Annotated in this window: 18 protein-coding genes; 3 read left to right on the top strand and 15 right to left on the bottom strand. The window is 71.7% G+C overall.

Annotated features, from left to right (window positions below; all coding sequences use genetic code 11):
* The first annotated feature begins 268 nt into the window (after positions 1–268).
* Positions 269–1,801, top strand: a complete 1,533-nt coding sequence (locus tag ACIQGV_RS09785) for a PLP-dependent aminotransferase family protein (protein ID WP_402492786.1) — start codon at positions 269–271, stop codon at positions 1,799–1,801.
* Here ACIQGV_RS09785 and ACIQGV_RS09780 read toward each other — a convergent pair.
* The 14 genes from ACIQGV_RS09780 to ACIQGV_RS09715 form a co-directional block, all read right to left on the bottom strand.
* Positions 1,743–3,254 carry a UbiD family decarboxylase domain-containing protein gene (locus tag ACIQGV_RS09780; RefSeq protein ID WP_402492785.1) on the bottom strand — a complete coding sequence of 504 codons (1,512 nt, stop codon included), beginning with the start codon at positions 3,252–3,254 and terminating at the stop codon, positions 1,743–1,745. The genes ACIQGV_RS09785 and ACIQGV_RS09780 overlap by 59 nt on opposite strands.
* Positions 3,251–3,577 carry a chorismate mutase gene (locus ACIQGV_RS09775; protein ID WP_402492783.1) on the bottom strand — a complete coding sequence of 109 codons (327 nt, stop codon included), beginning with the start codon at positions 3,575–3,577 and terminating at the stop codon, positions 3,251–3,253. Before ACIQGV_RS09775 ends, ACIQGV_RS09780 begins: the two co-directional genes overlap by 4 nt.
* Positions 3,574–3,918, bottom strand: coding sequence for a cupin domain-containing protein (locus ACIQGV_RS09770; protein WP_402492781.1), 345 nt, complete (start codon positions 3,916–3,918; stop codon positions 3,574–3,576). The genes ACIQGV_RS09775 and ACIQGV_RS09770 overlap by 4 nt, the downstream gene beginning before the upstream one ends.
* A gap of 64 nt (positions 3,919–3,982) precedes the next feature.
* A complete protein-coding gene (locus tag ACIQGV_RS09765) occupies positions 3,983–4,699 on the bottom strand; it encodes a flavodoxin family protein (RefSeq protein WP_402492780.1) in 717 nt (238 codons plus the stop codon).
* Positions 4,700–4,770: 71 nt separating this feature from the next.
* Positions 4,771–6,075 (bottom strand): TrpB-like pyridoxal phosphate-dependent enzyme, encoded by a 1,305-nt coding sequence (locus ACIQGV_RS09760; RefSeq protein WP_402492779.1) that lies wholly within the window; start codon positions 6,073–6,075, stop codon positions 4,771–4,773.
* A gap of 41 nt (positions 6,076–6,116) precedes the next feature.
* Positions 6,117–7,340 carry an MFS transporter gene (locus tag ACIQGV_RS09755; RefSeq protein WP_402492778.1) on the bottom strand — a complete coding sequence of 408 codons (1,224 nt, stop codon included), beginning with the start codon at positions 7,338–7,340 and terminating at the stop codon, positions 6,117–6,119.
* A 2-nt stretch (positions 7,341–7,342) separates the two neighbouring features.
* Positions 7,343–8,602 (bottom strand): ATP-grasp domain-containing protein, encoded by a 1,260-nt coding sequence (locus tag ACIQGV_RS09750; RefSeq protein ID WP_402492777.1) that lies wholly within the window; start codon positions 8,600–8,602, stop codon positions 7,343–7,345.
* A gap of 34 nt (positions 8,603–8,636) precedes the next feature.
* Positions 8,637–9,422: a B3/4 domain-containing protein gene (locus ACIQGV_RS09745; protein WP_402492776.1), complete on the bottom strand. Its 786-nt coding sequence runs from the start codon at positions 9,420–9,422 to the stop codon at positions 8,637–8,639.
* 349 nt (positions 9,423–9,771) lie between these two features.
* The gene (locus tag ACIQGV_RS09740; protein WP_402492774.1) at positions 9,772–10,995 is read right to left on the bottom strand and encodes an MFS transporter; all 1,224 of its coding nucleotides are present in this window, start codon (positions 10,993–10,995) and stop codon (positions 9,772–9,774) included.
* The gene (locus tag ACIQGV_RS09735) at positions 10,995–12,308 is read right to left on the bottom strand and encodes an amidohydrolase family protein (protein ID WP_402492772.1); all 1,314 of its coding nucleotides are present in this window, start codon (positions 12,306–12,308) and stop codon (positions 10,995–10,997) included. Before ACIQGV_RS09735 ends, ACIQGV_RS09740 begins: the two co-directional genes overlap by 1 nt.
* 18 nt (positions 12,309–12,326) lie before the next feature.
* Positions 12,327–13,010, bottom strand: coding sequence for a hypothetical protein (locus ACIQGV_RS09730; RefSeq protein ID WP_402492770.1), 684 nt, complete (start codon positions 13,008–13,010; stop codon positions 12,327–12,329).
* Positions 12,994–14,415: a phenylacetate--CoA ligase family protein gene (locus ACIQGV_RS09725; protein ID WP_402492768.1), complete on the bottom strand. Its 1,422-nt coding sequence runs from the start codon at positions 14,413–14,415 to the stop codon at positions 12,994–12,996. Before ACIQGV_RS09725 ends, ACIQGV_RS09730 begins: the two co-directional genes overlap by 17 nt.
* A 151-nt stretch (positions 14,416–14,566) precedes the next feature.
* Positions 14,567–15,142, bottom strand: a complete 576-nt coding sequence (locus tag ACIQGV_RS09720; protein WP_402492766.1) for an anthranilate synthase component II — start codon at positions 15,140–15,142, stop codon at positions 14,567–14,569.
* A complete protein-coding gene (locus ACIQGV_RS09715) occupies positions 15,139–16,614 on the bottom strand; it encodes an anthranilate synthase component I family protein (RefSeq protein WP_402492764.1) in 1,476 nt (491 codons plus the stop codon). Before ACIQGV_RS09715 ends, ACIQGV_RS09720 begins: the two co-directional genes overlap by 4 nt.
* A 426-nt stretch (positions 16,615–17,040) precedes the next feature.
* On the opposite strand from ACIQGV_RS09715, the gene ACIQGV_RS09710 reads away from it, so the two are divergent.
* Positions 17,041–18,408, top strand: a complete 1,368-nt coding sequence (locus tag ACIQGV_RS09710; protein WP_402492763.1) for a PLP-dependent aminotransferase family protein — start codon at positions 17,041–17,043, stop codon at positions 18,406–18,408.
* A gap of 121 nt (positions 18,409–18,529) precedes the next feature.
* Here the strand turns inward: ACIQGV_RS09710 and ACIQGV_RS09705 are convergent, their stop codons facing one another.
* On the bottom strand, positions 18,530–21,187 hold the full coding sequence (locus ACIQGV_RS09705; RefSeq protein WP_402492761.1) for a tyrosinase family protein: 2,658 nt from the start codon (positions 21,185–21,187) through the stop codon (positions 18,530–18,532).
* A gap of 2 nt (positions 21,188–21,189) precedes the next feature.
* Between ACIQGV_RS09705 and ACIQGV_RS09700 the strand changes: the two genes are divergently transcribed.
* The gene (locus ACIQGV_RS09700) at positions 21,190–21,444 is read left to right on the top strand and encodes a hypothetical protein (RefSeq protein ID WP_402492759.1); all 255 of its coding nucleotides are present in this window, start codon (positions 21,190–21,192) and stop codon (positions 21,442–21,444) included.
* Positions 21,445–21,963 lie beyond the last annotated feature (519 nt).

Here is a 21,963-nt window from a genome sequence, read left to right as displayed (position 1 = left end):
CGGTGTGCGGGGACGGGAAGGATACTTCAGCCCACTGACACCGCAGCCGTGGTCCTGTTCTCCGCATCCACCGCGCCGTCCGGGCGGAGGCCATGGGCCCGTACGGCCCGTCCCGTCGCTGTCGGTGGGACATGCGATGATCTCGGCGTGGCTGGTGTGCGACCGGGATGCGGGATCCGCTCCGGACAGCCCCGTTCAGCGGGCCGCGTCCCGTCGAACTGCCCGGCCCGTGCCGGCGGCGCAGCACCACCAGCGAGGGGGGAACACCATGGGATCTGCCGAACTGCTCATCACCCTGGACCGGCAGGGCAACACCACACTGCAGCAGCAGGTGTGCGACCAGGTCGCCGCGCTCGTACGCTCGGGGCGGCTGCGTACGGGGGACGCCCTGCCCGCGTCACGTGAACTCGCCCAGCAGCTGGGCGTCTCCCGGACGGTGATCATCCGGGCGTACGAATTATTGCGGGCCCAGGGGATCCTGACCGCCCGGCGCGGCTCGGGCACACGGGTCGCGGAGCTGCCCTCCGACGGTCCGGCAGGGCTCCCTTCGAACGGAACAGCCCGGTCCGGTCCCGCGCGGCTCGCCCCCGCGCCGCCCCGGCCCACCGACGAGGGCGATCCGCTCTGGCAGCCGTGGGAACCGCCGCCCGTCCTGCGGCACTCCCACAACGTCCTCGACTTCCGGCACGGCACCCCGGCACTCTCCGCGTTCCCGGTCGCCCGGTGGCGGCAGTCCCTTCACGACGCGTACGGACGGGCCGACGCCGTCGCCCTCGGCTACGGGCCGGCCGAGGGCTCGGAGGCGCTGCGCACACAGATCGCCGCCCTGGTGCGGTACAGCAGGGCCGTCGACAGTTCGCCCGAACACATCATGGTCACCGGCGGCGCCACGCAGGCGCTGGACATCCTGGTGCGGATGCTGGTCGGCCCCGGCGACGTGGTGGTGATCGAGGACCCCAGCCACACCGTCCTGCGGCAGATCTTCGGGTGTTCCGCCGCCGCCGTGGTGCCCGTCCCCGTCGACGAGGAGGGCCTGCGGGTCGCGGACATCGACGCCCGCGTGCGCGCCCACGGGCACGACCCGGGGAAGGTGAAGCTGGTGTACGTGACACCGTCGCACCAGTTCCCCACCGGCTTCATCATGTCGCAGGCCCGCCGCCGGGCCCTGCTCGCCTGGGCGTACGAACACGGCGCGACGGTCCTGGAGGACGACTACCACAACGAGTTCACGTTCACCGCGGAACGGCTGCCCGCGCTCGCGGCCGAGCGGCACCGCGACACCGTCGTCCATGTGGGCAGCTTCAGCAAGACGCTCTTCCCGGCGCTGCGCATCGGCTACGCGGTGCTGCCGCCGCACCTCGTGCAGCCGTTCCTCGGGCTCAAGTGGATCACCGACCGGCTCACCCCGACCGTCTCCCAGGAGGCGCTGGCCGACTTCATCGCGACCGGCGCCTACGCCCGGCACATCAGCCGGATGACGCGGCTGTACCGGCAGCGCAGAAGGCGGCTCCTGGAAGCGCTGTACGAGCACTTCGGCGCCGAGGTCCGCATCTCGGGCGAGGCGGCGGGCCTGCACGTCCTGGTCACCTTCACGGGCGCGCGCGGCGTGCCGGAGGAGAGGATCGTGGAACTGGCGGCCGGACGCGGGGTCCGGGTGTACCCCGCGTCCGGCTACTTCATCCTCGACCCGCCGGCCGAGCCGACGTTCCTGGTGGGGTACGCCGCCCTGACCACGGCCCGTATCACCGAGGGGGTCGCGCTGCTGGCCGCCGCGGTGCGCGAGGCGACGGGGCGAAGCTGAGCCGTGAGGGCGGCACCTCGGTGTCCGGCTCCTCCACGGGCTCCGTGAAGCGGGGCCGGTGGAAACGGGCCCGCTCGGCGTACGGCACCGTGCAGTCGAAGTGCGCCTTCGCGGTCCGCCCGTCGGCCGAGAGAGCCGCCGAGTAGGAGGTGGACTGTGTCGGGTCGAGGGGGAACCCCTCGCGGTCGGGCAGGACGGTCAGGTCCCGGTCCGCCTGGAGCCGGGTGGTCATCGCCCACCACAGGTCCGCGTCCGACTCCAGGTCGACGTCCTCGTCCACCGACACGACCAGCTTGGCCATGCGGAAGCCGTCGAGGATCGACGCACCGCACTCGCGCACGAGTGCGTCGTCGGCGGACGACCGCTTGGCCCGCCACCGGACGGCCACCATCAGCTGGCCGCCGCCTGCCGTGTGGCAGTGCACCGACTCGGCCGGCGCCCCCAGGGCGCGCAGCCGCCCCAGGATCGCCGCCTCCATGCCGAAGCCGAGCAGGACCGACTGCTCGTGCCCCGGGCCCGAGACGGTCTGCAGGATCGCCCCGTCCCGCGCGGTGATCCCGGTGACGCGCACCGTGGGCAGCGCCGGGTGCGCGCGCCCCTGGTAGCCGAGGAACTCGGGTGTGGCGGCGGGGCCGTGCGGGTTCTCCGGTGCCAGGTCCGCGAGGAGTTCGCCCTCGATGACGTACTCGGCGTCGGCGACGCACTCCGCGTCGACGCTGCGGCACTCCGTGAGCTCGACCGGTCCGCCGCCGAGGGTGCCCGCCACCGCGAGCTCGTCGACGCTGTCCGGGACCAGGGACGTCGGGCAGCACGAGGCGAGCAGCAGGGCCGGGCCCAGACCCAGGTGGATCGCGACGGGCAGGTTCTCGCCCCGCCGCAGGGCCGCCTGATGGGCCCTCTCCAGGTCACGTCCGGGCACCATCCAGATGGTCAGCAGGTCGGGGCCCTGGACGCACATCCGGTGCACGGAGAGGTTGCGCACCCCGGTGTCGGGGTCGGTGGCCAGGACCGCCCCGAGCGTCAGATAGGGCCCCGCGTCCTGGTCGGTGACGACGGGGATCGGAAGTGCCGTCAGGTCCGGCGGGAGTACGTTGCGGGCCTGGGCCCGCCCCTTCACCCGCACCGGGGCCACCGGTGCGGCCACCGCGTCGAGCAGGCGGGGCGCCATCTCGCCGGGGGTGAGCCCGAGCAGTCCCGCGGCACGCCAGCGGGTGCCGTACAGGCCGATGAGCACGGGGCGGGCCGCTCCGCCGCCGCTGGGCACCACCTGCTCGAACAGCAGGGCGGGGCCGGGGCCGGTCGGCGGCGGGGCCGGTGTCCCGGCCCACTTCGCGTAGCGGGCGGTGACACCGAACCGGGCCGGGACCTGCTCCCGGACCCGCACCAGCTCGCCGGGCAGCGGGTCGAGCCCGGCGAGAGCGGTGCGCAGGTCGGCGGGGCCGCGGCGCGTCATGCCGCCCCGTTCGCGGCGGCGGCCGGTGGGACAGCGGCCCGGCGCTCGTGGAGCCGCCGCAGCTGAAGGTCCGTCAGCTCCTTGATGAGGGTGCGGTACACGGCCTCCGCGATGGCGGCCGGCATGCCTTCGGCGTCGGCCAGACCGCGCACCTTGGCGATCACCTGCTCCACCCGCCGCGGCGAGCGGACCGTCTCCTCGTCGTTCTTGAACTCGGTCAGCTCGCGCACCACGGCGGTGCGTTCGGCGAGCAGAGCGACGATCTGCCGGTCGAGCGCGTCGATCGAGACCCGCAGTTCCTCGATTCTCTCGGGGCCGCTCACGGCGCGGGCACCTCGTCGACGACGTAGACGACGGTGGGCTCGGTGTCGGAGCCCTGGGAGCGGTGCCGTTCGTCGCCGGGGATGATGAAGCCCATGCCGGGGCGGCAGGGCACCGATCGGTTGTCGAAGTGGATGGTGAACTCGCCCTGCAGGACGTATCCCTGGTGGCCGCGCTCGCACCACTCCAGTTCGTTGAAGCCCGCAGGGAGTTCCATCAGGCGCACCCGGAGCCCTCCGGTGTACGCGATCTTCACCCGGCCGTCGGCGCCGGGCTTGTGCCACTTCTCCCAGGGGATGGCGTCGAAGTCGATGCCGACGAGGGCGGGGGTGACGGTGGACATGGTGTGGGTGCTCCTGATCGTGCGGTGGGTGTGCGGGCGGTGTCGTCGTGCGGGCGCGGCGGTGTCACGCGGGGCGCGGGGCTCCGTCCACGAGCTGGGGCCGCCGGCGTACGACGCGCTCGTTCTGGTCGTCCAGCGGCAGCACCGGTTCCCCGGTCGTCGCCTTGTGGCGGTTCAGCAGCAGCGTCATGTCCACCATCCGGTGGGCCATGCGCTCCAGGGCGTCCACACCCTCGCGGTCGTTGAGGCCCGGTTCCTGCGACGTGTTGCGCAGCAGGGCCGGGAACCCGCTGCCCACCAGGATCATCCGGTTGAGCAGCAGGTTGTCGACGAGCTGGTTGTGCACGGAGGCGTCGCTGTAGCGGCGGGCGGTGACGATGATGCCGCCGACCTTGTTGGCGAGCGGCCGTTCGAAGCGCAGATAGCCGACGCCCGCCCGCTCGATGAAGATCTGCATGAGGTGGGCGAGGCCGAAGCCGTGCACCGGTACGGCGTAGATGATCCCGTCGGCCTGGCGCATCCGGTCGATGATGGCCGGCATGTCGTCGGGCAGCGCGCACGGACTGGTGCGGTTGTTGCAGTCACGGCACGGGCTGCACGGCAGGATGCGGTGTTCGCGCAGATAGACGGCCTGGAACTCGGCACCGCGGTCGCGGACCAGCTCGCCCGCGTAGGCCAGTGCCAGGTCGGTGTTGCCGCCCGCCCGCTCGGATCCCGAGATGCCGAGAATGACGGGACGCTCCTGCCGTATGTCCCCCGGTGTTCCTTCTGCTGTACGCATGGTGTCCCCCCTGGTCCGTCACGTGGCGGAACGGGCTCCCCGTCCCATCCCGCCGGGTCGGCGTTCTCGCGTCAGTCGGTCAGCTTCCCGCCGAAGTAGTCGATGTACGCCTGCATGTCGAAGTGGCCGTGTCCGGAGAGCGAGAACAGGATGCTCTTCGCCTCGCCGGACTCCTTGCAGGCGAGTGCCTCGTCGATGGCGACGCGCACCGCGTGCGTGGACTCCGGGGCCGGCACGATGCCCTCGTGGCGGGCGAAGGTGACGCCCGCCTCGAAGCACGCGGTCTGCGGCACCGCGCGCGCCTCCAGGTAGCCGTACTCCTTGAGCTGGCTGATGATCGGGGACATGCCGTGGTAGCGCAGACCGCCCGCGTGGATGCTGGGCGGCACGAAGTCGTGGCCGAGGGTGTGCATCTTGGTCAGCGGCGTCATCCCCGCGGTGTCGCCGAAGTCGTACTCGAAGCGGCCCTCGGTCATGGTCGGGCACGAGGCCGGCTCGACGGCGACGGCGCGCACCGAGCGCCCGCCGCGCAGCTGCTCGCCCAGGAAGGGCAGCGCCAGGCCGCCGAAGTTGGAGCCGCCGCCCGCGGCGCCGATCACGATGTCCGGGTAGTCCTCGGCCAGCTCCATCTGGAGCTGCGCCTCCTTGCCGATGATCGTCTGGTGCATCAGCACGTGGTTGAGCACCGAGCCGAGCGCGTACTTCGCGGTGCCGCCGCTGTTCACCGCGGCCTCCACCGCCTCGGAGATGGCGAGACCGAGGCTGCCCGGCGAGTCGGGGTCGGCGGCGAGGGCGGCGCGGCCGGCCTCGGTGAGCTCGCTCGGGCTGGCGGTGACGGTGGCGCCGTAGGTCTCCATCAGGCCACGGCGGTAGGGCTTCTGCTGGTAGCTCACCTTGACCATGTAGACCTCGCAGACGAGGCCGAAGTACCGGCAGGCGAGCGACAGGGAGCTGCCCCACTGTCCGGCGCCGGTCTCCGTGGTGAGGCGCTCCACGCCGGCCTGCTTGTTGTAGTACGCCTGCGGGATGGCCGTGTTGGGCTTGTGGCTGCCGGCCGGGCTGACGCCCTCGTTCTTGAAGTAGATGCGGGCCGGGGTGTCCAGGGCCTTCTCCAGGCGGTGTGCCCGCACCAGCGGGCTGGGCCGCCACTGCTTGTAGACGTCCAGCACGGCGCCGGGGATGTCGGTCTCGCGCTCGGTGGAGAACTCCTGGGCTATGAGTTCCGCCGGGAACAGCGGCTCCAGATCGGCCGCGGTGACGGGTTCGCGGGTGCCGGGGTGCAGCATCGGCTCCAGCGGCTTGGGAAGGTCCGCGACCACGTTGTACCAGGTGGTGGGAAGCTGGTCTTCGGACAGCAGGAACTTCGTCTGAGGCATGAGCACTTTCCTGTGATGGTTGGTCCGTCGGAACGGATGAATCAGGTGCCGACCGCAGCGTCGGCGGGTTTCGGCGGTGAGGCGGTGGCCGCGGCGGCAGGGGGCCTGATCCGCAGCACGGCGTAGACGGCCATGCCGACCAGTGGTGCCGCGAGCAGTGTGAGGAAGACGGGTCCGTGGCCGTGGGCCGTCCACAGCGCGCCGAGTCCCGCGGGCACGGCGAGCCGGGCGAGACCCAGGACGAAGCCGTTCAGCGCCATGAAGCTGCCGACCTTGCGCTCGTCCACGTGGTCGGCGATGTAGGTGGGCACGACCACCGAGACGATGATCTCGCCGAGTGTCCAGATCACCGTGGACAACAGGATCGCCGGCAGCGAGAAGGCCACGACGATGACGGCGAGCCCCAGGGACCACAGCAGTCCGCCGATCAGCAGCAGCGACTTCGTGCCGCGCCCCTGCATGCGCTTCTCCATGAGCAGCCCGAGACCGACCACGACGACGCTGTTGATGGTGTACACGGCGCCGACCAGTCCCGCCGAGTCGTGCAGGACCGTGGTGACGGCGAGCGGCAGCGCGTATTCGAGGCCGATCAGCGGCACCACGTAGAAGAAGGACGCGAGCACCAGGAGCAGGACGTGACGGTGGCCGAGCGGGCCCGAACGTGCCTTCTCCGCACGGTCCTTGGTCCCGCCGCGACGGTCGCGCGGCACCCACAGGGCGATCATCGCGGCGCACACCAGGCCCGCGACGATGTTCCCCGCGAACATGACGTGGTACGAGTACGCCGCCGCGAGGCCGCCGAGGAGCGGGCCGATGCCCATGCCGAGGTTGTTGCCGACGTAGCTCACCGTGTAGGCGAACGGCCGCTGCTCGGGCTCGGTCAGGTCGGCGACCAGGGTGTTGGACGCCGGTCCGAACATGCCCATGCCGACCAGGGCGACGAAGAGCAGTCCGGCGTACGTCCACGGGGGGCCGTCGAGCACGGCCAGGCCGAGGTAGCCCGCGGCGTTCAGGAGGAGCGCGGTGAGCAGGGCCGTGCGCCGGCCGCGCAGGTCGCACAGCGGTCCGCTCAGCAGGCTGCCCACGAGCAGGCCGGTGCTGCCGACGGAGATCAGCAGCCCCGCCTCACCGGGGCTGAGGTCCTTGCCGCGCACCAGGTAGACCGCGAGCAGCGGGAAGACGAACATGCCCGCGCGGTTGATGAAGGACGCGAGGAACAGCACCCGCAGCGCGAGCGGGAGTTGCCTGAAGCGTGTCAGCCACATGGCTACGACCGCCCGTCCGCCGCGGACTCCATGGCCCCGTCGGGCGCGTCCTGCACCGTCTCCACGCGGAAGGCGTCCCTCACGGTCTTGAAGCGGGCCCGTACGTCGTCGAAGTCGGTGCCCTCGCACACGTACCAGCCCAGCACGTCGTTGGAGGCGGTCGGCGGGGCCAGCACGTCACCGACCTGCTTCCACACGTCGGCGTCCAGGACCCCTTCCAGTGCGGTCAGTTCGGCCGGGGAGGTGATGGCGGTGATGCGCCCGTACCGCTCCGAGCTGAGGTACTCGGTGCCGATCTCGGGGCCGAGGCGTGCCTCGGTGCGGTAGTCGGGGTCGAGTTCGAGGCGGCACCATTCGCCCGCGAGGTTGATCCCCCGCCCGGCCTCGATCGCGGGGACGATGGAGCCGCCGCCGGCCCGCGCGCCCGCCTCGCCGAACACCACGTCACCGTCGTCGAGCAGGAAGAACTCGGCGTGCACCACACCGGTGGCGAGGCCGAAACCGCGCAGCACCACCGTGTTGAGGTCCAGGATGCGCTGTTCGCCGGACGAGAGGCCGTGCTTGCGGGAGACGGTGCCACCGGGCTCGTTGCGGTACTCGAGGATGGAGTAGGTGTACCGGGAGAGCTGGGCGAAGACGGGCTCTCCGTCCCGGAAGAGCGAGTCGACGTGGTACTCCGTGCCGCTGATGAACTCCTCGACCCGGTACTCGTGCCGGTCGTCGCCCATCTCGTCCCAGACGCGGACCAGGTCGTCGGGGCCGTCCACCCGGTAGGTGCTGCCGCAGGCCCACCCCGCGTACGGCTTGACGACGACCGGGTAACCGACCTCCGCGGCGAACTCCGAGACCGTGCCGAGCGTGTCCGGGCGGCAGGACCGGGCCACCCGCACCCCCAGTTCCTCGGCCCTGCGGTGCATCACGTTCTTGTCGCGGAAGTTGAGCGCCTGGTCCGGGGTGAGACCCGGGATGCCGTGGTCGCGCCGGGCCCGGCTGGCGGGCAGCACATCGCCCTCGAACAGCGGGAAGATGCGCTCGATGCGGTGCTCGGCGACGATCTCGCCGACGACGGCGCGTACGGCCGCCGGGTCGTCGAGGTCGGCGTGGTACTGCGCCAGGCCCTCGGCTTCCGCCGCCTGCCAGCCGGTGGGCAGCAGCACCACGGTGGCGACACCCAGATCGGCGGCGGCCGCGACGACACTGCGGAACTGGGCGGCGTAGCGTCCGGCGGCGGGTCGGTAGACCACCAGGATCGAACGGTTCATGGTCATGCTCCTCGTAGGAGAGTCGGGGGCCGGCTCAGGCGACCGGTGCGGCCGGGGACGTGGCCGGAAGTCCGGCGAACAGCTCCACCCGCGAGACGGCGCCGTCCAGGACCTGCGGCGGCCGGGGCGCCGCGCCGAGGCCGGTGAGCGCCTGCGCGAGCTGTCCGAGTGCCCGCTCCACCTCGGCCCGGCCGCCCTCGTGCACGGACTCGACGGTGAGCAGGAGCCGGTGCCGCCCGAGGCCGGTCTTGACCACGTCGCCCTGGCGCCAGTTCCAGCGCCGCGAGTGGGCGCGGTCCCGCGCGTCGGCGTAGACGACCTCGCCGGGCTCGGGGTGCTCGGGCGCCTCGGGGGCGCCGAGCGGCAGATGGACCTCGGTCCCGTGGGCGAACCGCACGGTCAGCTCGTCCTGGATGTCGCCCACGTCGCACGAGGCCACGGGAAGGCGGCTCTCCAGGGACACCGCGTTGCACAGGTCCACCAGGGCGTTGATGCGGGGCAGCCGGTCGCCCTTGGCGACCCTGCGCAGGACCGACTCGGCGGCGCAGGGGAACCGGTTGGGGTTCACGCCCACCTCGCGGTACGCGTCCCGCCAGGCGGCGATGGAGGGCAGGGCGGAGACGTCCGCCTTGGACAGTCCGGCTGCGTGCAGGGCGTCCTCGGCGGCGGCGAGCCGGTCCGCCACCTGCGGGGCGTCCGCGACGACGACGTCCGGTACGGCGATCAGGCCAAGGACGTAGCCGGGCACACGCTCCCGCAGCTGTGCGTCGACGCTGACGGCGAGGGGGCCGGCGCCCGGGAGGATGCGGTCGCTGTCCATGGGTGTGGTCCTTCGTTTCCGGGGGTCGAACTCGGCTCCGGGAGCCGGAGCCGTTGATGGCAGGGTCGACAGTAGGGAGCGGGCGGGTGCCCGGCGGTGGCCAATTCCGGGGGAATGCATGAGGCCAATTCCGGGCACCGCCCCAAGTGGTCACGTCCTGCCCCGTGCAGGGAGAACACCGGATCCTCCGTGCACGGGGCGCCGTGGGGTCACCCCCCTGTGGACATGCTGCGCCGGGGTCTCAGCCGGGTTCGGCCGCGGACACGGGAGCCGGGTCTCAGCCGGGCTCGGCCGCGGACACGGGAGCCGGGTCTCAGCCGGGCTCGGCCGCGGACACGGGAGCCGGGTCTCAGCCGGGTTCGGCCGCGGACACGGGAGCCGGTGCCGGCGTCCCGGCGTCCGGCGCGGCCGGCCGCAGGCGCGCGCCGATCACAGCCGTCAGAAGTGCGACCGCCACCAGTGCGGCGCCGAACTGCCCCAGCCGGTCGGCCCCCTGAGCGCCGCCCTGCTCCAGCACCCGGCCGCCGAGGAAGCCGCCCAGGGAGATCCCGGCGAAGGTGGCCGACGAGTTCAGGGACAGCAGCAGCGGCCCGGACGTCGGGGCGATCGCGAACAGGCGGTGCTGCTGCGGGGGCTGGGTGGCCATCGCCGTGAACCCCCACGCCGCCATGGCCGCGGCCGCGCCGCCCCAGGTGTCCCGGGTCAGCGGCAGGGTCACGAGGACGGCGGCGAGGCCGGTGAGAGACGCCAGCAGCACCGAAGTCGCCCCCCAGCGGTCGGTGGCACGCCCGCCGGCCGCCGTGCCGCACACGGCGAGCACACCGAAGACGAGGAGCAGCAGCGCGAGCGTGCCGCCGTCGCCGTCGGTCGCCGGGGCGAGGACCACCCCGATGTACGTCAGCGTGAGGTAACCGCCCGTCATGAACGCCACCGTGGTGAGCACCGTCCACAGCACGCGCGGGTCCCGTACCGGCTCCAGGCGGGCCACCAGGCCCGGCGCGGCAGGCAGCCGCACCGCGGGCAGCCCGCCGGCCACGGCGACGGCGCACACGGCGCCGAGCCCCGCGAGCAGCCAGAAGGTCGCGGCCCAGCCCAGGTCGGCGGCGAGCCAGGTCCCGAACGGCACCCCCGCGAGGGTCGCCGCCGAGAGCCCGCCGAGCACCACGGCCATGGCCCGCCCGCGGCGTTCGGGGGCGGCCAGCGCGGCGGCCGACGCGGAGGCGGCCGGCACGTAGAGCGCGGCTCCCGCCGCGGTCAGGATCCGGGCCGCGAGGAGGGTGCCGAGGCCGGGGGCGAGCGCGGAGGCCGCGTTGCCGAGGGCGAACACGGTCAGCGAGACGACCAGGACGGCGCGGCGCTCCAGGCGTCCGGTGAGCGCACCGAGCACGGGCGCGAGGACGGCGTAGGTGAGCGCGAAGACGGTGCTCACCCAACCGACGTCGGCCAGGCTCGACCCGAGGTCGCGGGCGACCTCGGGCAGGACCCCGGCGACCACGAAGGTGTCGGTGCCGATGGCGAAGGCTCCGACGGCGAGCAGCGGTGTCACGGGCAGAAGGGCCCGGTCCCCGGACATCACACGGCCCCCGCGGCCGCGGGAGTGCCACCGGGGTGTCCCGTGACGATGCGGAAGAGCTCGGTGCCGCCCGCGACAGGGACGCCGCCCAGCAGCACCAGCTCGATGCCGCCCGGCCGGCTCAGGACCGAGATGTCCTCGGCCGGGTCGCCGTCCGTCACGACGAGGTCGGCCAGGCGGCCGGCCTGTACCGTGCCCGCGTCGTCGCCGCGGCCCGCGAGCCGGGCCCCGTTGGCGGTGGCCCAGGAGAGCACCGTCCGCGCCGGGATGCCCGCCATCGTGACGTACAGTTCGAGCTCCTTGGCGTACGTGCCGTGCGGGGTCCAGGCGAAGCCGAAGTCGTCGCCCGCCACCACCGGGATGCCGAGCTCCACCATGAGCGGCAGGATGCGCAGGGTGTTGGCCACCTCGGCCTCGAACTCCAGCGTCTCCAGGTACTCCGGGGTCTTTCCGTGCCCGGTCCCCGTGGTCAGCAGCATGTGCGGCTGGTAGAGGCTCGGCACGACGAAGATCCCGCGTTCGGCGATCGCCTCCAGCGCCGCGTCGTCGGCGTAGGTGGCGTGGTCGATGACGTCGACCCCGGCCGCGATGGCGTTGCGGATGCCGTCGAGCCCCCGGGAGTGGGCGCGGATCCGGGCGCCGTGCTCGTGCGCGGTACGGGCCGCGATCACCAGCTCCTCGGCGGTGAACAGCAGTTCGTGGGAGCGCCCGTTGGGGAAGGTGTCGTCGCCCGAGGAGAAGACCTTGACGATCTCCGCGCCCTGTGCGATCTCCCCGGCGACGTACTCCGCCATCTCTTCCGGAGTGTCCGCCAGCCGCATCAGATCGCTCGGGATCCTCTTCCCGACCTCGGGATTGCGGCGCTCGGGCGGCCCGGAGACCATCAGGTCCCGGCTGCACGGGGTGATCCGCGGGCCGCGCAGCTGCCCCGCGTCGACGGCGCGGCGCAGCGCCATGTCGATCCCGGCGACCGATCCGGCACCCACGAAGGCGGTGTAGCCGAGGCCCAGGAGGTTCTCCGTGTTGCGTGCCGCCGCGAGGGTGAGTTCGGGGACCGAGTACTTGAAGAGCATCTCGCGCCCGTCGAGGACGTCCAGATACGCGATGTGGGTGTGCCCGAGGGTCATGCCGGGCATCACCGTGCGGCCGTCGAGGTCGAGCACGTCGATGCCGGGGGTGTGCAGCGGGGCGAGCCCCTCCGGGAGCACCGCCTCGATGCGGTCGCCGTCGAGCAGCACGCTGTGCCGCGGCAGGGAGGCCCGGCCCAGGCCCTCTTGGACCGTGGCGCGGTGGAGCAGGGTTTTGCGTGACACGTCGGATGTCTCCACTGATCAGGGGTTCAGGTCTGCGGCGAGCGGCTCGGCGGGCTCCTCCGAGCGGCCGAAGAGCGTCCAGAGGATCTCGGCGCCGGGGCGGGTCGCCACCCAGCGCAGTCCGTACGTCCGCACTCCGGGGGCGTTGGTGACCGCCAGCTGGGCTCCGCCGTCCGCGAGGATCTCGGCGGCGTGCTGGGTGGAGGACGCGTCCACCCAGTCGACGTCCCGGCCGTGCAGCGCCGCCGGCGCCACCTCGGCGTAGATCCGCCGGACCTCCCACATGGCGGCGACGGACACCGGCCCGTCGCCCGGCGGGAGCCCGCCTCCCGAGCCGGCGGCGATGCCGTACTCCGGTGTGGCCCGCGGGAAGAACGCCCGCAGCCGCAGGTCCCGGTGCCAGTGGAAGCGGGTGAGGCCCGCGTACGCGCTCGGCACCAGGGCCAGCTCCAGCCTGCGCGAGAGCAGTTGCTCCAGTACGTCGTCGAAGGTGTCGAACAGCTCGACGGACAGGCCGTGCTCGGCGGCGAGGAAGCGCGCGGCCAGGTCGCTGGAGGTCCCCGCGGGGCCCAGCGTCCCGAGCACCGCCCCCGGACGCGCCGCCCACCCTGCGACCAGCTCGCTCCAGCGCGCGGCGTACTCGCTCGCCAGGGTGCCGGGCAGTGCGGTGGGTTCGGCCTGGAGGTCAGTTCGCATAGCCACGGTTCGCCGCCATCCGCTGGGCCACCGCGGTCTCGTGGTCGGTCGCGGTGCGCCGGTCCACCACACGGGCTGCCTTCCAGCTCACGAACGCGCCGGTGCTGACGATCGGGTCGAGTCCGTCGCTGAGTTCGACGACGACGGGCACCCCGAGCGCGTTCCCGGTCCGCTCGCGCACCGCGGACGCGAGCCCGTCGGGGTCGGGGACCTGGCCGGAGAGGAGTTCCAGGCGCACCGTGATCCGGTCCTGCCCGGTGGTGTCCTGTTCGATGACCACCTGGTACCCGGCGGACCCGGTGACCCCTGTCATCACGGCCGTCTCGATCTGGCCGGCCGTGAACCGCCGCCCCGCGAGGTCGATGCGGTCCAGGGTGCGCCCGACGATCCGTACGAGGTCGCCCGGCATCTCGCAGTCGCAGTCGGACTCCGCCACGGCCACCACGTCGCCGGTGCGGTACCGGACCAGCGGCTTCACGCCGTCCATCAGCATGGTGACCGTCAGCTCGCCCGTGCCGCGCGGTCCGTGGCTGTGGCCGGTCTCCGGGTCGACGACCTCGACGATGTAGTTGGTCTGGGACAGGTGCATCCGCTTGTTGCGGCAGGCGGTCGCCATCACGAAGGCTTCCTGCGAGCCGTAGAGGATGTTGTAGACGTCGGCGCCCCAGACGGTCTCCAGGTTGTGCGCGAGGGCGGGGGTGCACATCTCGCCGGTGACGAAGAGCAGCCGGACCGCGAAGTCCCGCCGCAGGTCGTAGCCGTAGTGCTCGGCGGCCTTGGCGAGAGTGAGTGCGACGCCGGGCGTGCAGCAGATGACCTCCAGTTCGAGGTCCTTCATCAGCTGCAGGGCCTTCTGGAAGCCGATGACCGGGGAGTACGGCCAGATCTTGGCGTTCAGGGAACCGGTGTTGCGGGCGATGTCCCCGAGGGTGTCGCCGAACGAGTGCACCTCGGTGGGCCCCATCAGGCCGATGCGCGGAGCGCGCGCGCCGAAGTGGTGCCGGAAGATCGACGCCCAGGACTCGGTGACATGAGCGTTGCTCGCGACGATCTCCCGCCCGTCACGGGGGCAGGGCGTGGCGGGGCCGGTGGTGCCGGTCGTCTCGTAGAAGAACAGGGCTTCCTCGAGCGGCCTGCTGAGGACGTCCAGCATCTCCTCACGCAGATGGGCCTTGGTGGTGAAGGGCAGCGCGGTGAGGTCGTCGGGGGTGACGGCGGACAGGTCCGCCTGTTTCAGGTGGCGTGCGTAGAAAGGGGACCGGGTGGCGACCTGTTCCAGGACCGCCGCCAGCTGACGGCCGCGCCAGTCGTCCAGGTCGGCCTCGGTCAGGGTGCGGGCGTAGAAGGCGCGGTGGAGCGCAAGGTAGCGTGCGGCGAACTCGGCCGCGGGGCCGTGCGTGGGAAGCCACATGGGTGTCGGGTTCCTTGGGTTCGTGGTGATGCCGTGCGGCGGCCCGGGGCGCCGGCGGCCGAGAAGGGCACGGGCGGCCTCAGGGGCCGTGCGGGAGGAGGCGCCGTACCCCGGCGACCGGGGAGCGCGGCGGAGCGTGCGGGGCGGACCGTCAGCGCGGGGCGGCGGTCCTGGCCAGGAAGTTGTCGAAGAGCCGCATCCCGTCCTGGGTCATGATGCTCTCCGGGTGGAACTGCACGCCTTCGACCGCCAGGGTCTCGTGGCGTACGCCCATCACACAGCCGTCGTCCGTCGATGTCGCGGTGACCACGAGCGGCGCCGCCGGCTCGGTGACCACCAGCGAGTGGTAGCGGGTGACCGTCAACGGGTGTGCGGCATCGGCGAAGACGCCCTGTCCGTCGTGCTCGACCGGGCTGGTCTTGCCGTGCATCAGCCGCTTCGCGACGGCGATCCGCGCCCCGTAGGCCAGGCCGATGGCCTGGTGTCCCAGGCACACCCCGAGCAGCGGGACGCGCCCGGCGAAGGCGTGCACCAGCTCGACGTGGCCCGAGTCCGCCGGATGCCCGGGCCCCGGCCCGAGGACCACCGCGTCGGGCGCCGACGCCACGAGCTCCTCCACCGGGCGTGTGCGCGAGCGCACCACCTCGGTGTGCGCGCCGAGGCTGAGCAGGTACTGGTCGATGATGTGGCTGAAGCTGTCGTACGCGTCCACCAGCAGGACCCTCATGCAAGCAGCTCCTCACCGGTCAGCGCCCAGTACGTGGCGCTCATCTTGGCCAGCGTCTCGCGCCATTCGGCAGCCGGCTCGGAGTCCGCGACCACTCCCGCCGACGCCTGGGTGCTGTAGCGGGTCCCGTCGTGGACGGCGGTGCGGATGCACAGCGCGAGCACCGCGAAGCCGCGCACGTCGACGAGGCCGAGGGCACCCGCGTAGATGCCACGGGGGTGTTCCTCGATGTCGTTGATGATCTCCATGGCGCGCAGCTTGGGCGCGCCGGTCATGGTGCCCGCGGGGAACGTCGCGCAGATCGACGCCCAGACGTCGACACCGTCGCGGACCCGGCCGGAGACCGTCGACACCAGGTGGTGCACGTACGCGAAGGGTTCGACCTCCATCATCGTGTCGACACGCAACGTGTCGGGCAGGCACACCCGCCCGATGTCGTTGCGGCACAGGTCGACCAGCATGACGTGCTCGGCCTGCTCCTTGGCGCTCGCGCGCAGCTCCGCGACCCGGCGGGCGTCCTCGGCCGGGTCCGCGGCCCGGGGCGCGGTGCCCGCGATGGGCCGCATCGAGATGTCGCCGTCCTTGATGCGCACGAACAGCTCGGGGCTGGCCCCGATGACGGTACGGCCCGCCCAGGGCACGAGATACATGTACGGGGAGGGGTTGCGGTGCCGCAGCCGCTGGTAGACCTGGTGCGGCTCCAACGAGGTCTCCACATCGATACGGTGACCGATCTGGATCTGATAGCTGTCCCCGACCCCGATGTGTTCCAGGCACCGCTTCGCGCGGGTGACGAACGTCTCCTCGTCCACCGTGTCCCGCACCGAACGCGGCTGCGGTGCGTCCGGGACCACCGCTCGCCCGGTGCCGAGCGACCGCGCCCGGTCCACGGCCTTCCTCAGGTCGGAAGCCGGACCGTCGAACCCCGGCCCCCGGGCGGCGAGATGGCGGACCTCACCGCTGCGCAGGTCGTACCAGACGGTGTCGTTGAAGAGGGTGAGCGTGCACCGGGGCAGGTCCGACGCGGAGTGCCCGGCGGGGAGTTCCTCCATGGCCCAGGCCGCTTCGTACGAGAGGGTGGTGAGGAAGCCGAAGGCGAAGGTGCCGGTGGGCACGTCGGTGTCGACGTCGAACACCCCCTGCGCCGCGCGCAGCACCCGCCACACCGTGTCCGGGCCGGCCAGGGGCCAGCTGCGGGTGTCATCGGTGCGTCCGGGCGCACGGCCGGTCGCGGCCGAGACCGCGGCCGCGAGCGCCTCGCCGAGTTCCCCGGGTGCGATGAGGTCCACGCGGTCCGCGAACACCCTCAGTTCGGCCAGCCGTCCGCAGCCGACCGCGGCGTAGTGCCGGTCCTGGTCGGGGCCGTCGAGGCTCTCGAAGAGATAGACGTCGGCCTGGTCCCGGACGGCGGATAATTCCTGATAGAGCGTGAGGGCGTCGACGTGCGGAAGGTTCTCCGACGTCACCCGCACCGCGACGCTTCCCGCCCGTTCGTCTCCTTCGAGTGCTCCCCCGTGTGAATCGCCCGCTCCGGGCGAGGGTGGTTCCTGCCGACGTGACGCGTACTGCGAGGCCGCAGTCGACTCCACCGAAACCAAAGCCACAGCGCTTACCTTTCGATCTCCAGGACCGCAGGGGCGTCGAGGGACGGTCTCGCCATGCCCGTGGAGGCGGTGCCCCGTCACGGGGCACAACGCCTCACATTGCACGCCCCGGACTGCATCGGCCGGATCCCCCCTGCCGCACCGGCCGCCGAACCGGCTGCCGAATGCGCGTGCGAGACAAGTCCATCAAATGTTCCACTACCTTGGCCATACCACTTCACCCCTTGGAGAGAAGACCACTTGGCGCGGCATTTAGCACTCACGGTGGACGTGGAATCTCGAATTCCCTTAGGCATGCAGATACGCGATTCCCTTCGAGTTCTGGTTGAAAATGGAACCTTGAAGCCCGGAACTCGAATACCGTCCAGTCGGCAGCTCGCCCTCGACATCGGAGTTTCCCGCAGTGTCGTGGTCGAGGCGTACGGCCAGCTGGCGGCCGAGGGCTACCTGACGAGCCGTCACGGCTCGGGCACCACCGTCACCGACCACGCAGGCATCGGCACGGCCGCCTCGTCCCTGGCCCTCCCCGCCGAGGAGCCGGCCCACGACGCCCGGTGGGACCTGCGCACCGGCACCGCCAGCACCGTGGACTTCCCCCGCAAGGAATGGCTCCGCTGCATGACCTCCGTGATCACCGAGGCGGGGCGCAAGGAGCTCGGCTACGCCCCGCCGGCCGGAGTCCCCCTCACCCGGCACGTGCTGACCGGCTATCTGGGCCGGGTGCGCGGAGTACGCAACCGCCCCGAAGATCTCATGATCACCGCCGGCTTCGCCCAGGGCCTGGCGCTGGTCTGCAAGGTGCTGCTCGACCGGGGCCACACCACACTGGCGGTCGAGGACCCGGGCCATCCCGGCGAACGCGAGTTCATCAGCAGTTCGGGGCTGCGGCCCGTCGGTGTCCCCGTCGACGGGCACGGGATCGACATGGACCGCCTGGAGGCGAGCGGCACGCGGGCCGCGCTGGTCACTCCCGCCAACCAGTTCCCGACCGGCGTGCGCCTGAGCCGGGAGCGCCGCGAGCGGCTCATCGGCTGGGCCCGCGAGGTCGACGGATACATCCTGGAGGACGACTTCGACAGCGCCTTCCTGGACCCGGCCGACCGGCTGCCCGCGCTGCAGAGCCTCGCGCCGGAACGCGTCGTCTACGCCGGCAGCGCCAGCAAGATCCTCGCCCCGGCGCTGCGGCTCGGCTGGCTGGTGGGCCCACCGGAGCTCATGGCGTCGATCGAGCACGTCCGCGCGGGCTGGGACATCGGCTGCTCAGGTCTCGAACAGCTGGCCCTCGCGCGCCTCATCGACACCGGCGCGTTCGACCGCCACCAGCGCAGGCTCCGCTCCGAGTTCCGGCGCCGCCGTCAGACCGTCCGCACCCAGCTGGACATCCATCTGCCGGACGCGTGGCTGCTGGGCGGCACGAGCGGTCTCCAGGCGTACGTCCGGCTCCCGCCCCACATCGACGAACACTCCCTCGTCCGGGCCGCACGCCACCGCTCGGTGCTCCTGCGCGGCGGCCACCACTACTCCGTGTCCGGCACCGCGCACCCTCCGGCCCTCGTCATCAGCTACGCGACGGCGAACTGCGCGGCCCTGTCCCTGAGCCTCGCCCAGGTGGGCGAGGCGTACCGGGAACAGCCGGATCAGCACGGCACCGGGCGACGATGACCGCCGCGAACGTCCGCGGTCCGCTTCATCAGGCCGCCGGTGCACACGCCGGTGCCGGGCGACGCGCGCCGGACGAGCGCGGTGTTCGTCCGGGCGGTCGGAGGCCACCGGTTGCCGGGGTTCAGCGTCTCTCGGTCTCGTCGGAACCCGGCCTGGGCGCCGGCGGTCTGTCCCCGCCCACCAGGACGGCGGCGGTGAGCTGCTGTTCCCTGGTGAACCGTGTCTGCCCGTGGGTGTGCCCACGGGCCCGGATCCGGGCCCGCCAGACGCCCCCCATCGCCGCGGTGAGACCACCGGTGAAGGCGCCGGGCAGTTCCTCCTCCAGCGGTACGCGCATCAGGACCCCGTCGGGGCGCTGCACTTCCGCCACCACCTCGGCACGGCTTTCGACCGGCAGTCCGTACTCGGTCAGTACCGCGTCGAACCGGAGGGTGGCACCGGGTTCCATGCTCGACTGCGTCAGCCGAGCCCCGAAACGCAGGTTGCTCCAGGAGCTCACGGAAACGCTGTACCGCGGACCATGAGCCGTCAGCCGGTCCAGGTCGTTACGGCGTGCCGGGTCCTTTTCCACCGCTGCTCTGCGGATGTCGGTCTCCTCGCGGAGAACGCCCTCGTCGGCCCGCAGACGCACATGCCAGGTCCCGCCGTGCGCGCCGGCCCCCGCGGGCAGGGGCAGCCTGAACCGGCAGAAGACCATGTTGGTTCCGTGTCCGACCTCCGCCCCCAGTGCGGCGAGGCCGGATTCGGGGATCACCTCGCCCGTCGGTGTCTCCAGGGCGAGGTCCACTGCCGCCACGTCCGTCAGCACGGTGAGGGTCGCCTCGATGTCCGCTTCAGTGAGTTCGAAGGGGACCCGGACGACCTCCGAGGGGGGAAGGACTCCTGACGGGTCAGTCACCACGCCGTCGTCGGTGGCCGAGGCGAGGATCTGCTGGAAGTACTTGGACAGACGGAAGTAGCTGTCGGTGTCGGTGCCGAGCGTGTCGGTGAGAAGGAGGTAGCCGCCGGTCCCGTTGGTCAGTTTGGTCAGCGCGGAGGTGCTGACCTCCTGTGCGGCACCCAGTCCGACGGCGAAGGTGCGTGCGTCGATCAGTCCGCTGACCTCGTCCAGGAACCTGGGCTGGTTCTCGAGGCCGTCGGTGAGCACGACGATGGCGTGGTCGGTGAAGGCACTGCCGTTCGCCGCCAGCGTCTGGTAGGCGGTCTCCACTCCGTCTCCGATGGAGGTGTCGCCCCCTGGCACGAGGGCGTTGATCGCCGCCAGGAGATCGCCTCGCTGGGTCAGCCCGGGGCCGAAGGGCGCGAGCTTCACATCGGGGCGGGCGTCCTCGTCGAAACTCACCATCCCGGCCCCGCTGCCGTCACGGATGAGTTCCACACACCGTGAGGCTGCCTCGTGCAGCATATGGATCCGGGTGGTGCCAGTGCCTGCGGGCCGGCTCATGCTGCCGGACTTGTCCAGGCTGAAGACGACACCGGTGGTCTCCCGCTGGATCGTGTTGGCCGTGAGGACGAAGTCGAAGACCTCGCCGGTTTCCACGCAGCGGATCTTCACGGTGCCGCTGGCTGCAGGCCCTTCGGACCCCTCACCGGTGAAGGCGAACCAGACCCGCACGAGGTCGAAGGGGGCGCTGTTCACCTCCGGTGTGTGGGTCACGGACGCGCCCAGAGAGGTGAGCGAGTAGGGCGCGGCCAATCCGCTGCCCGGTACGACCTCAAGGGTGACCGGGGAGCCGGCCCTGACCCGGAAGGTGGCCGCCCGCCAGGTGGTTTCCAGCGTCGGAACGTTGTGGAAGTGCACTGTGGCCGAGGCTGCTTCGACCAGAGGCGGGTCGGTGTCGTAGATGAAGCCGAGGGTGCGCCGGTAGTTCAGAGAGCGTGCGGGCGTCGCGTCGGTCGTGACAAGGTGCTCCATCGTGTCACCGAGGTTGTGGCCGAGGGGGCCGCCGCTCGCCGGAAGGTAGGGGCTGGTCGGGTGTGTGTGCTGCCAGCGTGCCCACAGACGGTCGATGTTGCAGTGGTGCAGGAAGAAGACCGGATCGTTGGGGGAGGTGCCGGGGCCCATGTCCCCGCCGACCCAGATGTGCACCCGGTTGTGCAGCTGCGAGCCGGCGCCTTCGTCAGGGGGAAACGGCTCGGGGTTCCAGCCTTCCAGGCGGTTCCGGAAGCTGCCGGTACTGGCTCCTCGCCAAGGCTCCGTGTCGTAGACCGTCCAGTTCTGGATGAGGTCGTCCACCTGTGCCGCGGTCGGAAAGAGAACCAGGTCCATCTCCGGCACGCCGATCGTGCTGCCGAGTGCCCTGAGGATCCCGCCCGGCCGGGGGGCCAGGCCGCCCGTGGCCAGATCCTCGATCAGAGCGGTCCATCCCGCGAACGGCCCGGTGGTCACCTCGCCGTCGGGGCCGTCACCGTCGCCGCCCACGTACACCGGGCCGCCGGCCGGATCGGTGTTCCAGAGCGGAGCCGTGGCGGGGTCGGCCGCATCGGCGGACCAGTCCCAGTAGGGAAGGGTGACGTTCGGCTTCTTCTTCTGGAGCAGCAGCTCCAGTTCGCGGCAGAAGTACCGATGCCAGGGCAGGAACGCCGGCCCGCGGTGCGCGGCGTTGCGCCTGCTCGGGTGCGGAGTCTCTCCCGACGCGGGGGTCTCGGTCATCATCGCGTGGTGATGGCGGCGGATGAAGTCGTCGTAGCTGCCGTCGGCCTTGACCGCGTTGAGCGCGTCCTGGAAGTCCGCGAGTTCCTGCGGAGTCAGGCTGTAGATGTTCTTGCGGATGTTCACTGGTGGCCTCCGCCGTCGTGCCCGTGGTCATGGCCACCGTCGTGCGGGTGACCGCCACCGTCGTGCGGGTGACCGCCACCGTCGTGCGGGTGACCGCCGCCGTCGTGCGGGTGACCGCCACCGTCGTGCGGGTGACCGCCACCGTCGTGCGGGTGACCGCCACCGTCATGGGGATGACCGCCGCCGTCGTGCGGGTGACCGCCGCAGCAGCCTCCGCCACGGACGGTCCATGTCCGCCCCCGGGTCTGCAGCAGTGACTCCACCAGCGCGTCGACCGTGGGGAATCCGGTGAATTGGTTGGCCATTTGGCTGTGGTACTCGCCGTCGATATAGATGACGTCCACGAGCATGCCGTTCAGGCGGAGTTCGATCTCTTCCTTGTCCGCCGTGATCCGGACGTCCATCCCCCTGCTCACATAGTGGCGGCTTTCCGGGGTGTCTGGCACGTCAGCTCCTTCAGTCATGTGCACGCAGGGTGCACAACTTCCGTGGAGACGTTCGAGTTCCGTCACAGTGTGTGACCGCCTGATGGCTGCTTCAAGTGCCGCGCCGCCGCGAGGACCGACTTCACTCGATGGCGCCACTGCACTCCGTGACGACGGCCTGCCCCGCATCGGGATCGGATCGGATCGGCCCGTCATCACGCGGCCCGGCCGCCCGGCTCTCGATCACGCAGTGCCCGTTCACCGTCCTCACGACTCCGGATTGGGCGGAAGAACAGACCTGCGCCCGGAGCCTGCGGATCCACGCAGGTCTCTGATTGACTCCGCGCCCAC

The sequence above is a fragment of the Streptomyces sp. NPDC093094 genome, from assembly GCF_044754345.1.
Taxonomy (GTDB): Bacteria; Actinomycetota; Actinomycetes; order Streptomycetales; family Streptomycetaceae; genus Streptomyces.
The sequence above is the reverse complement of the archived record's forward strand: the minus strand, read 5'-3'. Positions and strand labels throughout refer to the sequence as shown.

What these genes read in the sequence shown, in the direction of transcription:
- ACIQGV_RS09780 (WP_402492785.1), bottom strand. Translation starts at nt 3,254, where the DNA reads ATGACGCGCCGCGGCCCCGCCGACCTGCGCACCGCTCTCGCCGGGCTC.
- ACIQGV_RS09725 (WP_402492768.1), bottom strand. Translation starts at nt 14,415, where the DNA reads ATGTGGCTTCCCACGCACGGCCCCGCGGCCGAGTTCGCCGCACGCTAC.
- ACIQGV_RS09745 (WP_402492776.1), bottom strand. Translation starts at nt 9,422, where the DNA reads ATGGACAGCGACCGCATCCTCCCGGGCGCCGGCCCCCTCGCCGTCAGC.
- ACIQGV_RS09750 (WP_402492777.1), bottom strand. Translation starts at nt 8,602, where the DNA reads ATGAACCGTTCGATCCTGGTGGTCTACCGACCCGCCGCCGGACGCTAC.
- ACIQGV_RS09720 (WP_402492766.1), bottom strand. Translation starts at nt 15,142, where the DNA reads ATGAGGGTCCTGCTGGTGGACGCGTACGACAGCTTCAGCCACATCATC.
- ACIQGV_RS09760 (WP_402492779.1), bottom strand. Translation starts at nt 6,075, where the DNA reads ATGCCTCAGACGAAGTTCCTGCTGTCCGAAGACCAGCTTCCCACCACC.
- ACIQGV_RS09770 (WP_402492781.1), bottom strand. Translation starts at nt 3,918, where the DNA reads ATGTCCACCGTCACCCCCGCCCTCGTCGGCATCGACTTCGACGCCATC.
- ACIQGV_RS09755 (WP_402492778.1), bottom strand. Translation starts at nt 7,340, where the DNA reads ATGTGGCTGACACGCTTCAGGCAACTCCCGCTCGCGCTGCGGGTGCTG.
- ACIQGV_RS09710 (WP_402492763.1), top strand. Translation starts at nt 17,041, where the DNA reads ATGCAGATACGCGATTCCCTTCGAGTTCTGGTTGAAAATGGAACCTTG.
- ACIQGV_RS09785 (WP_402492786.1), top strand. Translation starts at nt 269, where the DNA reads ATGGGATCTGCCGAACTGCTCATCACCCTGGACCGGCAGGGCAACACC.
- ACIQGV_RS09740 (WP_402492774.1), bottom strand. Translation starts at nt 10,995, where the DNA reads ATGTCCGGGGACCGGGCCCTTCTGCCCGTGACACCGCTGCTCGCCGTC.
- ACIQGV_RS09765 (WP_402492780.1), bottom strand. Translation starts at nt 4,699, where the DNA reads ATGCGTACAGCAGAAGGAACACCGGGGGACATACGGCAGGAGCGTCCC.